Source organism: Tolumonas lignilytica (genome assembly GCF_000527035.1).
GTDB classification, from domain to species: domain Bacteria; phylum Pseudomonadota; class Gammaproteobacteria; order Enterobacterales; family Aeromonadaceae; genus Tolumonas; species Tolumonas lignilytica.
This window is the reverse complement of record NZ_AZUK01000001.1, coordinates 1,614,060-1,627,779: the sequence shown is the minus strand read 5'-3', so window position 1 is coordinate 1,627,779 and position 13,720 is coordinate 1,614,060. Positions and strand designations below refer to the sequence as shown.

Annotated in this window: 12 protein-coding genes; 3 read left to right on the top strand and 9 right to left on the bottom strand. The window is 51.9% G+C overall.

Annotated elements, in window-relative coordinates; translation table 11 throughout:
- The first annotated feature begins 77 nt into the window (after window positions 1-77).
- Complete coding sequence (locus H027_RS0107600; protein ID WP_081741427.1) at window positions 78-1,175, top strand: MBL fold metallo-hydrolase; 1,098 nt, start codon at window positions 78-80, stop codon at window positions 1,173-1,175.
- Between the two features lie 12 nt (window positions 1,176-1,187).
- Here H027_RS0107600 and efeB read toward each other — a convergent pair whose 3' ends face one another.
- From efeB to uxaC, 9 genes are all read right to left on the bottom strand, one after another.
- Window positions 1,188-2,537, bottom strand: a complete 1,350-nt coding sequence (gene efeB, locus H027_RS0107595; protein ID WP_024871870.1) for an iron uptake transporter deferrochelatase/peroxidase subunit — start codon at window positions 2,535-2,537, stop codon at window positions 1,188-1,190.
- A 1-nt stretch (window position 2,538) separates the two neighbouring features.
- Entirely contained in the window at window positions 2,539-3,660 is a 1,122-nt protein-coding gene (efeO, locus tag H027_RS0107590; RefSeq protein WP_024871869.1) for an iron uptake system protein EfeO, read from the bottom strand.
- Window positions 3,661-3,680: 20 nt separating this feature from the next.
- Complete coding sequence (gene efeO, locus H027_RS0107585; protein WP_024871868.1) at window positions 3,681-4,502, bottom strand: iron uptake system protein EfeO; 822 nt, start codon at window positions 4,500-4,502, stop codon at window positions 3,681-3,683.
- Between the two features lie 19 nt (window positions 4,503-4,521).
- Window positions 4,522-5,382, bottom strand: a complete 861-nt coding sequence (efeU, locus tag H027_RS0107580) for an iron uptake transporter permease EfeU (protein WP_038149217.1) — start codon at window positions 5,380-5,382, stop codon at window positions 4,522-4,524.
- A 147-nt stretch (window positions 5,383-5,529) separates the two neighbouring features.
- Window positions 5,530-5,985, bottom strand: coding sequence for a 2-thiouracil desulfurase family protein (locus H027_RS17610; RefSeq protein WP_420804655.1), 456 nt, complete (start codon window positions 5,983-5,985; stop codon window positions 5,530-5,532).
- Between the two features lie 89 nt (window positions 5,986-6,074).
- Window positions 6,075-6,605 carry a YgjV family protein gene (locus tag H027_RS17605; protein WP_237657931.1) on the bottom strand — a complete coding sequence of 177 codons (531 nt, stop codon included), beginning with the start codon at window positions 6,603-6,605 and terminating at the stop codon, window positions 6,075-6,077.
- The gene (locus H027_RS0107565) at window positions 6,602-8,089 is read right to left on the bottom strand and encodes a UxaA family hydrolase (RefSeq protein WP_024871866.1); all 1,488 of its coding nucleotides are present in this window, start codon (window positions 8,087-8,089) and stop codon (window positions 6,602-6,604) included. The genes H027_RS17605 and H027_RS0107565 overlap by 4 nt, the downstream gene beginning before the upstream one ends.
- 9 nt (window positions 8,090-8,098) lie before the next feature.
- Entirely contained in the window at window positions 8,099-9,562 is a 1,464-nt protein-coding gene (locus tag H027_RS0107560) for a tagaturonate reductase (protein WP_024871865.1), read from the bottom strand.
- Window positions 9,563-9,619: 57 nt separating this feature from the next.
- Window positions 9,620-11,032 (bottom strand): glucuronate isomerase, encoded by a 1,413-nt coding sequence (uxaC, locus tag H027_RS0107555; protein WP_024871864.1) that lies wholly within the window; start codon window positions 11,030-11,032, stop codon window positions 9,620-9,622.
- Window positions 11,033-11,492: 460 nt separating this feature from the next.
- Between uxaC and H027_RS0107545 the strand changes: the two genes are divergently transcribed.
- Together H027_RS0107545 and exuR are read left to right on the top strand one after the other, a co-directional pair.
- Complete coding sequence (locus H027_RS0107545) at window positions 11,493-12,788, top strand: MFS transporter (RefSeq protein ID WP_024871863.1); 1,296 nt, start codon at window positions 11,493-11,495, stop codon at window positions 12,786-12,788.
- 133 nt (window positions 12,789-12,921) lie between these two features.
- Entirely contained in the window at window positions 12,922-13,689 is a 768-nt protein-coding gene (gene exuR, locus H027_RS0107540) for a transcriptional regulator ExuR (protein ID WP_024871862.1), read from the top strand.
- Window positions 13,690-13,720: the final 31 nt, after the last annotated feature.

The following is a 13,720-nucleotide window of genomic DNA, read 5'->3' as shown; positions in this document are numbered from 1 at the left end:
AAAGCGTCGTCATACTGTCATAAAGCGCTCTTAATCTGACTTTACTGCCTTGCAGATGCCGGTTTCAGGAGAATGTTATGTCCCATTCACCAGATGTGGTGGTCGAGTTAGCGAACGAAATTAACGAGCCAGTCGGGGTTCCGATGGCGGATGCCGGTAGTCTTTTTCGCAAAAAACGTTTTCATAACCACCAGACGCCACAACCGATGACGCTGCTGGGGTTATGCCGCCTGTTTGGGCGTTATCTGTTTGCTCGTCCGGCGGTGCCTGCCCCGATTAAACCATTGCGCGTGCAGAAACTGACGGCTTCGCAACTGCTGGCCTCGTCGGAAGATACGTTATATCGGTTGGGTCATTCGACTCTGTTGCTACGGCTCGATGGTGAATTCTGGCTGACTGACCCAGTATTTGCCAAACGAGCATCACCTTTGCAATGGATTGGCCCCAAGCGCTTTCATGAACCTCCGCTGATGCCGGAACAATTACCAGCGCTGAAGGGCGTGCTCATTTCGCATAATCATTATGATCATCTGGATGAGATGAGCATCAAAGCACTGGCTCTGCGTTGTGAGCATTTTTATGTGCCGTTGGGGGTGGGTCACCAGTTACAGCAGTGGGGGATCGCCGCCGATGCCATCACCGAATTGGACTGGTGGCAGTCGGTTCAGGTGGGCAAAACCCAGCTGGTTGCGACACCGGCCCGGCATTTCTCCGGTCGGGGTTTGCTGGATACAGACCGTACCTTATGGTGTTCGTGGGTGATCCGATCACCACAATTCAGCCTGTTTTTCAGTGGTGACACCGGCTATTTCGATGGCTTCAAGCAGATTGGTGCCGCTTACGGGCCGTTTGACATTACCTGTATTGAAACGGGGGCTTATGATCCCAGTTGGCCCGATGTGCATATGCTGCCGGAACATTCGCTGCAGGCGCACCTTGATCTGAAGGGCCGGTATATGTTGCCAATCCATAATGGCACCTTTGATCTGGCACTGCATGACTGGTTTGAGCCGTTTGAGCGGATCATGGCGCTCGCCCTCGCACAGCAGGTCTCGTTGCTGATGCCGCAAATGGGTGAACCGGTGCAGTTGCTGACACCGCCGGGTTGGTATCCCTGGTGGCGTCAGCCGGAAACTGAATTACTCCGCATGATCACGGCCATGGGGGCCGAATAAGCGGAGTAATCTTCAGATCGCCTCTAACAGGGCCTGCGCAAAATAGTGCCCGGTGGTTGCTACGCCGGGCAAGGTAAAGAAATAGCCACCGCCAAACGGCTTGATGTATTCCTCCAGCGGTTCACCATCCAGCTTTTGCTGCACGCTGATAAAGCCCTGCTGCAAATTCGCCTGATAACAGACGAACAACAACCCCATATCGAGTTGCCCGGAACCGGTGATCCCCGACGAATAACTGTAACCCCGCCGCAGGATCAGGTTCTTTTCCGTCTCAGCGGTGCGCGGATTCGCCAGGCGGATGTGGGCATTCAATGGAATACGCTTGCCTGCCGGATCGGACGCATAATCCGGATCATCATGTTCGTGCTGTTTACCCAGTGGCGCTCCGCTGTCACGGTGCCGGCCAAAGATCGCTTCCTGTTCCTGCAGCGGGGTCCGATCCCAGAATTCGACATGAAAACGGATCAGGCGAACAGCCTGATAACTGCCGTGGGTCATCCAGGCGGGTTCGGCATCGGCGGGCGTGACCCAGAGGATCCGCTCCATCAGCGGCGTTTTATGTGTGTCAGGGTTGGCGGTGCCGTCTTTGAAACCGAGCAGGTTGATCGGCGTTTCGTTCCCTTGACTGGTGGCAGCATGGGCCGAAATAAAGCCATCGCGGCGCCAGCGCACACTCAGCAGATCCGGCGTGTGCTTGATGATGTCACGCAGGGCATGCAGTACGGTTTCGTTGCTGTTGGCACAGATTTGCAGTAACAGATCGCCGTGACACCATTTGGCGTTCAGAGCATCGTTAGGAAAACGCGTCATCTTGTGCAGATGCTTGGGTTTTTGCGCTGCGAGGCCAAACCGCTCATCAAACAGCGAATGCCCCACGGAAACTGTTATTGTCAGATTATCCGGGTAAATTTGTGTGCCCATGATGCCGGAATCCAGCGGAGGTAGTTGATGGTTGGTCTGCGGCGCTGGCCCCCCTTGTATCAGGAAGGCGCAGCGTTCGGTCAGCAATTGAAACAAACGCGTCAATTCTGCCTTATTGGTCGCCAGAACATCGAAGGCCACCAGCATCATGGCTGCCTGTTGCGGGGTGGTGATCCCGCTTTGATGCAGACCATAAAAAGGTTGTCGCTGCTGTTTCATCTCATTCTGCCCTCCGGTTGACGAAACCGGTGCCGCCAGCGCATGGCGGCTGTGGGTCAGGCTACCCAAAGCCAAGGCACCACTGGCGGCGCCCAGCCCCAGCAATAAGGAGCGACGAGAAGGCGAGGCAAGAGCCTCGGGGTGGTTGGTGTTGACCGGATGCGGTGCAGTCATTTTTTTGCCGGTCACGGTTTGCCATAAGGCGCTAAACGGACATCCCATTTTAATTTAATCCCAGTGTGCCGCGCAGTTTGGCCAGATCTTCTGCCAGTGCCGTGATCGGGCCTTTCAATGCGTTGCGATCGTTGTCGGTCAGCTTTTCATAAGAGGTAAAGCCGGTTTCGGTGCGGTAGTTCGCCAGAATGCGGGTTACGGTATTCAGGTTATTGTCGACGCGGGTGAGCAGGGGCGCGTCGGCCTGTGCCAAGAGCGGTCGCAGTAAATCGACGATCTTTCGGGCTCCATCGAGATTGGCCTGAATATCCCACAGGTCGGTATGGCTGTAGCGTTCTTCTTCCCCGGCGAGCTTGGTGGCAGCAATTTCTTCAATCAATGCCGCAGCCCCATCCACTACTTTATTGGGTGGAAAGGCGAGGGTGGTGATCCGTTGTTTCAGCGAAGTAGCATCTTGTGCCAGTTGGTCTGCATAGGCGTTCATACCTTGCGTGCTGTGATCGGCCCACAACGCCTTTTCCAGACGGTGATAGCCGATAAATTTCGGGTCGGCGGCGCCGGATTCATAATCCGTTTCGCGGGCATCCAGTGCGGCATCGAGGTCAGCGAACAGTTCGGCAATCGGCTCAATCCGCTCATAATGCTGGCGGGCGGAAGCATACAGATGCTTGGCTTGTGGGATGTCGCCGCTTTTCACTGCCGCAGTGAATTCATGTGTTTGCTTTTCAAATGCATTCACTTCCGTGATGACATAGAACTTGTATTCTGCCAGTGGTCCGATCAGATCTGTGCCGGTAACGGAGGTCGGCAGCGTATGGTCAGCCGCCGTGACGGTCAGTTTTCCGCGTGGATTGGTCAGCAGGCCGCAGGTGATGTCGTAACTGCCGGGTTGCAAGTCGACGGTCATTTTCTGGATAAAACCCGGTGCAATATTTTCCCGTTCTTCAACCACGAACACGCCTTTGAGAATTTCCCATTCCAGTGCTCGCAGGCTGTTGTTTTTAATAATAAACTGCGTTTTACCGGCCGGGACAGTCAGCGCCATGGGTTCGCATTGCTTATCCGTCACCCGGATGGCGACTTGCGGTATGTCTGCCGCCATGGCCGCAGGCAAATAGAGGGCACTGCCTGTCAAGACGGATAGCAGCGACCATGAAATTCGAGATGACATGTGGTTCTCCGAAACGCGAATCAATTCAGGCCTAACACGCCGCGCAGCTTGGCTAAGTCTTCCGCCAAGGCGGTGACCGGACCTTTCAGGGCGTTACGATCGGTCGTGGTCAGTTTTTCATACGACTCGAAACCGTCCGCCGTACGATATTTACCCAAGGTGGTATGCACTTTTTGCAGATTGCCATCGATGTGGGCCAGCAGGGTGGGATCTTGCTTTGCAATTAATGGTCGCAGCAGATCGACAATTTTCTGCGCGCCGTCGAGGTTAGCCTGAAAGTCCCACAGATCCGTCCGGCTGTAGCGATCTTCCTCGCCACTGATTTTGGTGGCCGCCACCTCTTCAATTAATCCGGCGGCGCCGCCCACGACCTTGCTGGGCGGAAAAGCCAACTGGTTCAGACGTTGGGCCAGTTGCTGGCTGTCTTGGTGTAACTTATCGGCATAGTGTTCCATCCCGCGGGTACTCTGATCTGCCCACAGGGCCTTTTCCAGACGGTGAAAACCGGTGAAGTTCGGATCGTTTGCACCCTGTTCGTAATCATCCTCCCGTGCATCCATGGCCGCATCGAGATCCGCGAACAGCTCCGCGACCGGTTCGATCCGCTCGTAATGCTGACGGGCCGGGGCATACAGTTTCTTCGCGGTCGCGATGTCACCCCTTTTCACGGCGTCGGTGAAGGCCTGCGTGGTCGCAACATATTGTTGCACCTCATCCATCACATACATTTTATATTCAGCCAGTGGGCCTATCAGATCCGTTGCATTGGTGTTTGCCAGCACAGGCGTGGTCACGGCAGCACTCATCAGGGCTGTCAGCAGGGCAGTCTGTTTGAATTTCATGGGGTTCTTCCTATGGTGATTATTCGTTGAGTGACGATGAGGCTGAACACACCGCCGGGGAGGATGAGGAAACGCGAGGCGGTCTGCGGAAAAACAGACCCAGCGCCGGGATCAGATAGATCAGATAAACAGCCACTTCGCTGACGGAAGGCGTTTCCTGATAACCGAACAAACTTTCCAGCAGGGTGCCGACTAAGGTATGAGTGGAAAGTACGTTACTTAAATCAAAGGCAATGTTCTGGAAGTGATTCCAGATCCCGGCTTCATGGAACGCCCGAATGCTTGCGGCCGCCAGACCGGCTGCCACCAACAGCATAAACAGGGCTGTCCAGCGGAAGAATTGCTGCAAGGGTAGTTTGACGCCCCCCCAGTAGATCATGCCTCCGGTCACGATGGCGGCGCACAGACCGGTGAGTGCGCCGATGGGTGCCTCAATGCCGACCTCTTGCTGAAAGGCGGCCAGCAGGAAAAAGACCGATTCCAGCCCTTCACGGGCCACAGCAAAAAACACCATGCACACCAGCGCCCAGCCTGGCCCGGCCTGATGGTTCAGTGCCTGATCGACCGCATCCTGCAACTGTGTTTTTACCGATTGTGCTGCGCGGCGCATCCAGAATACCATCCAGGTGAGCACCAGCACTGCCACGGCGGCGACGAGACCTTCAAACAGTTCCTGTTCTTTTTGTGGAAATTCGCCGGACGTCTGGTTGAGCCACCAACCCAAGCCCAGACAAAGCAGACAAGCCAGAAGCACACCGATCCAGACAATGCGTAACCACTGCTGACGCTGGGTTTGTTGCAGATAGCCAGCAATCAGACTCACGATCAGGGCAGCTTCCAACCCTTCACGGAACATGATCAGGAACGGGACAAAAAACATGAACACCTCAAGCGATAGTCACTCTTAATGAATAATGAGAATGATTATCGTTAAGAATATAGAGAAGGCAAGTTTTATTTTGGAATAGCCGGAAAATAAAAACCCCTCAAAAATGAGGGGCTTGAAGGGTGGTTCACCGTATTGTAATTACAGTGAATTGAACATTTCATCTATCTGCGTTTCCGAGAACACTTGGACGTGATGTGTTTTAAGTAAATGCGTCGTCACGCCTTCTCCGGCAATTTTTTTACCCCGGAAATGACCATCATAAATGTTGGTGCTGCCACAAGAGGGGCTGCTTTCTTTCAACAAGGCGTATTTGATTTTCTGTTGCTGACATACGGCCAGGGCTTGCTCTGCACCTTTGACAAATGGTGCGGTGACATCTCGACCTTCTGCCGTCATCACCCGGCCATCGGCCTGTATTTCTGCCGGGGGCCGGGGGGTTGGTAACCCGCCTGCCTGTTCCGGGCAGAAAGGGATGATCCAGCCATTGGCCTGCCAGCGTTGTAATAAGGGGTGAATCACAGGTTTACTCTGGCCATCATAGCGAACCGGACAGCCCAGCAAACAGGCGCTCACTAATATTTTTGGGGTATTAATAGGAGTATCTCCGAATCTCAATCAGCCAAGAAGATGCATGCGTTTATTATTCGTGACAATGATTCGATGATCTGCGAAGTGGATCGAAATCATGCCATTTGCTGACGCCATAATCGGAAAATGGTATGGCTGTTCACAAACAGAAAACTGCCTTCAATCAATGAGCCGCCGATAGAGCCGATCACCACGTTGTGCGTTACCCAGCAGATGGTCCCGGTCAGCAACAGGAGTCGCATGCGCAGGCCCTGTTCCCGATACAGCGCCCAGGTTCCGACGGTAGTACCGATAATGGTTAACCATTGAATAGGCTGCGTAATATGGGGAACACCCAGCACCCAAACAATCAGCAGGAAAAAACACATCACGGCAACGTGTCGTGTTCGGGTCGAGATGAAACTGCGCAGACCGCTCAACCAGGCCGCATAAGCCGCGGCGGGAGAGCCCAGCAGAAAAAAATGACAGCCAATGACGATACAGTAGAGGGTCAGGAAGGTACGCAACCGCTGATCGCTGCGCTGTATGAAGGCGGAAATGCCGATGACGAAAGCGAACAAACCCACTGATTGGGCCAGCGGGTTTGCTGCAAACAAGTCAGTAATCACGTGTAGGTGAGAGATCACAGAGTGACGCCGCTTTTGAAGATGGCTAATTCTCGGAAATCATTGTTTTCATTGCAAGTCCTTTGGCCATTTGCCACGTTAACGATGAGGTCGATGAAATCGTCCAGTAGTTGGGCCATTGTTTTCTGCTCAAGCAGGGCTCCCGCATTAAAATCGATCCAATGCGGTTTGCGTTTTGCCAGATCGCTGTTGGTTGCCAGTTTGACCGTCGGCACAAAGCCGCCATACGGTGTACCCCGGCCAGTACTGAACAACACCATATGACATCCGGCTGCCGCCAATGCGCTGGTTGCTACCGCATCATTCCCCGGCGCACTGAGCAGATTCAGCCCCGGATGATTTAGGCGTTCACCATACTTCAGCACATCCATGACCTGACTCTGACCGGCTTTTTGGGTACAGCCCAATGATTTTTCTTCCAACGTTGAAATCCCGCCTGCCTTGTTACCCGGAGACGGATTTTCATAAATCGGCTGATTATGGTCGATAAAATACTGTTTAAAGTCATTCACCATCTCAACGGTTTTGTCGAACGTGTGTTCATCACGGCAACGTGACATCAGGATCCGCTCTGCCCCAAACATCTCGGGTACTTCGGTGAGCACGCTGGTGCCACCATGCTGAATGACATAATCAGAAAACTGTCCGAGTAACGGGTTTGCGGTAATTCCAGAGAAACCGTCAGAACCACCGCATTCCAGACCAAATTTCAGTTCACTGAGTTTACCGCTACTGCGCTGATCGTGTTTCATTACGTCCAGCAGGGCTTTCAGATGCGCCACACCGGTAGCAACTTCATCATCGTGTTGCTGACAAATCATGAAATGCACTCGTTGTTCATCAAATTCCCCGAGTGTTTCCTTGAACGCGGCTATCTGGTTGTTTTCGCAGCCTAAACCTACCACCAGAACTCCGCCGGCATTAGGATGGCGCACCATATCCTGCAAGATGGTACGGGTATTTTGATGATCATGACCTAACTGAGAGCAGCCATACTGATGGCTGAACAGATGGATGCCATCAATAGTGGATAAATCACACTCCTGTTCGATCTGTTTCTGCATCTGTTTGGCCATGGCGTTGACACAACCGACGGTTGGCAAAATCCAGAGTTCATTGCGAATGCCCACCTGACCATTGGCCCGATGGTAGATCTGGATTTCCCGATCTGCGGGTTGGGACGGAACCTCGACAAAATCAGGCTGGTACTGATAACTGTCGAGATCGCTTAAATTGGTCTTGATATTGTGGTGATGCACATGCTCACCCTGGCGGATGGCCATCCGCGCATGCCCGATAGGCAGCCCATATTTGATGATCGGGCTGTTTTCCGTGAGATCTCGCAGTGCGAATTTATGGCCGCGGGCAATGGGTGCCCGTAGTAGGAGCGTCTGTCCGTCCAGTGTGACGTGCTGACCTTCACTCAGTTCGGTGAGGGCTACCGCAACATTATCGGCAGCATGGATTTTAATGATTTCTTGCATAGTGAGACCTCAGCAGCACACAGTCAGTGCCGCTCTCATGCCTTGAGTACGAATACGAAGCAGATGAGCACTGATGGTTTCCACCAGACCCTTGACGCGAGTCAGATCTTCGCCCCAATGACTTTCCAGACTTAACGTTTGTCTGACCAGATCGGCGAGAGAAATGCGACCGGCATCAACGGCGGGCCACAGTGCGGCAAAGTGTTCCAGCCAGTGTGCATCATCCTGTAATGGATAGGTTTCCTCTCCCCGTTTACCCTGATAGAACGCCAGCAGTGCCGCCAGGGCAAAGGTCAATCGAACCGGCAGACGACCGGTGCGATCCTGATAGGTCAGCAATTGCGGCAGAATGCGGGTCTTATATTTGGTCATGCCATTGAGTGCAATCGACAACAGTTGATGCTTGATAAACGGATTCCGGAAACGGGCCAGCACATCGCGGGAGAATGATTCCAGCTCATCCCGCGGGAGATCGAGGGTCGGCACGATTTCTTCGAAAATGGCTTTTTCAACGAACTGACTCAGTTCCGCATCGTCCAGTGTTTCTCCGACTGTGTTGAGACCACTTAAGAATGCGACTGGAACCATCGCTGTATGCGCGCCGTTCAGGATCGCGACCTTGCGTTCCTTATAGGGTTTGATGTCTTCAACAATGCGGATATTCATTTGTTTATCTGCAGGTAACTGGTTGAGACATAAGGCATCACTCAACCATTGCGGGCCCTGAATGACAAACAAATAGAAATATTCTGCCGTATCAATGAATTGATCCTGATAGCCGAGTTCCTCCTGCAGCGCCGCGTGTTCGTCGCGTGGGAAACCGGTGACGATCCGATCTACCAGCGTGGAGCAAAACGTGTTGCTCTGACCCAGCCAGTGACTGAAAGCCAGCGGCAATTTCCACGCCACCGCGTAACGTTGTACCAGCTCACGCAGTGCATCACCGTTATAATCGATCAGTTCACAAGGCAGGATGATCCAGCCCTTATCGGTCGCGCCATTAAAATGCTGAAAGCGTTCAAACAGCAGCCGGGTCAGTTTGGCGGGAAAACTGCTTGGTGGCGCATCGGTCAGCTTATCGTCGGCAACATATGAAATCCCGGCTTCTGTGGTATTAGAAAAGACAAAGCGGATCTCTGGGTTACGGGCCAGCGCCAAAACGTCATCAAATTGTTGATAACAGTTCAACTCGCGGTTCACAGAACGGATCAAACGAGTGTGACGAACGGCTTCGCCCGTTTCGTTCAGACCGCGGATCACGGTGGTATATAAGCCATCCTGTACGCTCAGGCTGGGTGGAAATGCCGAGTCTATCGGGCGGATGAGCGTAATACCCGCATTCAAATTGGTGTGTTCATTCAACAGATCGATTTGCCAGTCCACAAAGGCGCGCAAAAAGTTTCCTTCACCGAACTGAATGATTTTTTCTGGATACTGAACGCCGGGAAATTGCTGACGGTTTAAAGCGTGCATTTGTGTCTCCTCAATACGGGAGCCGCGGGCTCCCGTGCTGTTATCAGTCTGATCGGGTTATTTCAATTCAATGCCAAAATAATGTTTTGCATTGTGGAAACAGATATTTTTCACCATGTCACCCAGCAACTTAATATCTGCCGGTGCTTCACCATCGGCAACCCAACGGCCGAGCATCCGGCACAGCACACGACGGAAGTATTCGTGACGGGTATAAGAAAGGAAGCTGCGACTGTCAGTCAGCATGCCGACGAAGCGACTCAGTAAGCCCAGTTGAGCCAGCTGAGTCATCTGACGTTCCATGCCGTCTTTCTGATCGTTGAACCACCAACCTGAACCAAACTGCATTTTTCCTGGCGTGTTATCCCCCTGGAAATTCCCCAGCATGGTCGCCAGCACTTCGTTATCGCGCGGGTTCAAGCAGTACAGAATGGTTTTCGGCAGTTGATTGTTGCGATCCTGGGCATCCAGCAGACGAGACAGTGGTGCGGCAACCAGACCATCGTTGATCGAGTCAAAGCCAGTGTCCGGGCCCAGCTCCAGCAGGCGGCGGCTGTTGTTATTACGCAGTGCCCCGATGTGATATTGCTGCACCCAGCCCCGCTGTTTGTACTCTTTTGCCAGAAACAGCAGCACTGCAGTTTTAAATGCCGCGACCTGTTCCGGTGATAGAAGCTGTCCCTGGCGACGGGCTTGCAACATCGCGGTGAGTCCGGCTTGCGAGGCTTCACCGAATAGCACGACATCCAGTGCATGGTCGGCAATCTTGCAGCCGTGTTTTGCAAAATGGTCCAAGCGAACGGTTAATGCTTTCGTCAGATCCTCAAAGGTGGATATCGACACATCGGCGGCCTGTTCCAGCGCCGTCATATAATCGGCAAACCAAGGCGCGTCGATATTGAACGCCTTATCCGGACGCCAGCTCGGCGTCACCACCACCTTGAAGTCTTTATCTGCGGCAATTCTTGCATGATGAGACAGGTCATCAATGGGGTCATCAGTGGTCGCCACTAACTTCACATTCATCTGTTGCATGATGCCGCGGGCGGAGAATTCGGGCTGGGCCAGTTGCTGATTACAGAAATCCCAGATTTGTTTTTCTGTTGCTGGCGATAACAAAACATCGGTGAGACCGAACGGACGACGCAGCTCAAGATGTGTCCAGTGATACAGCGGGTTACCAATGGTATGCGGTACAGTCGCTGCGTAGGCCTGATATTTGGCATAGTCATCGGCATCACCGGTACAGAAACGTTCATCCGTGCCATTGGAACGCATCGCCCGCCATTTATAGTGATCGCCTTTCAACCAGATGTCATACAGGTTTTTGAACTGATAATTATCGGCAATCAGTTGCGGCGGTAAATGACAGTGAAAATCATAAATAGGCTGTTCAGCTGCGAAATCATGATAGAGCTGGCGCGCAAAATCGGTATCCAGCAAAAAGTCTTCCGTTAAAAAAGCCGTCATTCTCTACTCCTATGTATCGATTGCAGCAATATCTTCGTGTCTGAGGCGGTAAGAGACCTGCGACCAACCATCAGTGCCAATTAAGATGTTATACCAATTATTGGTTGACTGATTTCAGTTGTCCAGCCTGTGTGCGCTATTTTTGCAATATCTGTCACACAAATGAGGGGTGGGCTGCGGCATAACGTGCTGCGAGTGACGATTGTCACACATTTTTAAGGGGGAAGTGCTGAAAATTAGATCAGGCTCACCGATTCATCCTGTTATACCAATTATCATTAATCTGTCATAAGAGATATGACGTTTTTGAGTGAAGTAGTGATAAATGCAATCTCCTTATCATCTATTTCATGACTTAACGGCAAATAAACAGAGGAAATGAATATGAATCTATCGGCCAGAATGGTTGGTGATTTGCCTGTCGCTGAGATCGCGGCAGGCTTGATTAAGGAGCGGCAACATGGCTAAAAGAAAAATTGCCGGCTTGCGCTGGTGGATTATCGGCGTAGTCATGTTAGGCACGGTATTGAACTACCTGACCCGTTCGTCATTGTCTGCGGCTGCACCGACCTTAAAAGAACAGTTACATATTAGTGTTGAACAATATTCCTATGTTGTTGCAGCCTTCCAGGCTTGTTATACCGTCATGCAACCTGTGGCCGGTTTCATTCTAGACTCGATTGGCGTTAAAATCGGTCTGGCCATTTTCTGTGTGGCTTGGTCATTGTCCAATATGCTGCATGGGTTTGCTGGCAACTGGCAGTCACTGGCTTTCTTCCGTGGCCTGATGGGGATGGCGGAAGCCGCAGTGATTCCGGCCGGTATGAAATCGGTTACGGAATGGTTCCCGGCGAAAGAGCGTTCTATTGCCACTGGCTGGTTCAATATCGGCTCTTCTATCGGTGCGATGCTGGCTCCCCCACTAGTCATCGGTTGTATTACCTATTTCAACTGGCAGACGGCGTTTCTGGTGACCGGTGGCTTAGGGTTTTTCTGGGTGGCATTGTGGTTGTTTTTCTTCCGCACACCGGCAGAACATCCGCAAATTACCGAGGACGAACGTCAGTATATTCTGAATGGTCAGGAAGCCTCACACAAAAGCGATACCACTAAACCGTCGATAAAACAGATCGTTAGCCGTAAAGAATTCTGGGGTATTGCGATTCCTAAATTTCTGGCAGAACCGGCCTGGCAGACCTTCAACTTCTGGATCCCGCTGTACCTGAGCACCGTTCGGCATATGGATTTGAAATCAATAGCCATGTTTGCCTGGATCCCATTCCTGGCGGCTGATCTGGGTTGTATTGTCGGGGGCTACCTCTCGCCGTTGATGATGAAATATTTCAAAGTCTCTTTATTGACCAGTCGTAAATTGGTGGTAGTCACCGGTGCAATTTGCATGCTGGCACCTGCGATGATCGGCATGGTGGCAAGCCCATATACCGCTATCGCGTTGTTCTGTGTTGGGACTTTTGCGCACCAAACATTGTCTGGTTCTCTGATCACGATGTCTGCGGATGTCTTCCCGAAAAGCATGGTGGGAACCGTGAATGGGCTGACAGGAATGTCCGGTTACTTGGGCGCAACGATTTTCTCGTTAATTGTCGGGGTTGTTGCGAGCAAAATTGGTTACGATCCGCTGTTCGTCTGCTTATCTCTGTTTGATGTGATCGGTGCCGTGGTGGTTTGCATGATGATTAAATCTTCATCATCGCCAATCATTCCAGAATCTAAAACTGAGGTAGCGACAGCCTGACAACAATTAAAACGCGACATGTAGCACAATCAATTAATTGCGTTACAGTGTAAAGTAACAAAACCTGTTATTGGTATAACAGGTTTTGCTATTTCCGTTATACTGTCAGTAGAACTCTGAATAGGATGTTGTGATGGAATCTTTTGAAGCGAGTCGGTTATACCAAAAGGTAGCCAGCGAATTAAAACAGCAGATCCGAAGTGGTCAATATGCCATTGGCGATCGTTTGCCCGCAGAACGGCTGATTGCAGAAACGATGGCGGTGAGCCGTACCGTTGTCCGCGAAGCGATCATCATGCTGGAAGTGGAAGGTCTGGTTGATGCGCGCAAAGGTTCTGGGATCCATGTCGTCGGAGTTGAGCCTCGGTATCAGCCGGTAAGTGATAATGAGCAGGATGATGAATTCCTGACCGCCGGACCATTTGAGTTGCTGCAGGCGCGTCAGTTGCTGGAAAGTAACATTGCCGAATTTGCCGCTACCCAAGTGACGAAACAAGATATTCTGGCACTGCAGGCGATTCAGGAAACGGCCCGTCAGGAAGATCGCGCCCGAGATTCGCAATGGGATAAAGAGTTTCATATTCAGGTGGCCAAGGCCACACAGAACTCAGTGCTGGTGACCTTGGTGGAAAAGCTTTGGCAGCATCGTGAAAAAAACCCCTACTGGCGTAAATTGCACGAACATATCGATGACAAGGCGATGGAAAGCTGGTGTGAAGATCATGAACAGATCCTGAAAGCACTGATGAGAAAAGACCCTAAAGCGGCCAAGCTGGCGATGTGGCAACATCTGGAAAATACCAAGCAAATGCTGTTTCAAGGAACAATGATTGATGACGATCTGGTGGATGATCGGTATCTGTTCTCTGAAAACCCAGTCGTGCATTTAGTGCGTGCTTAATTGTATTGCTGCGCACCCAGTTTAATTATTG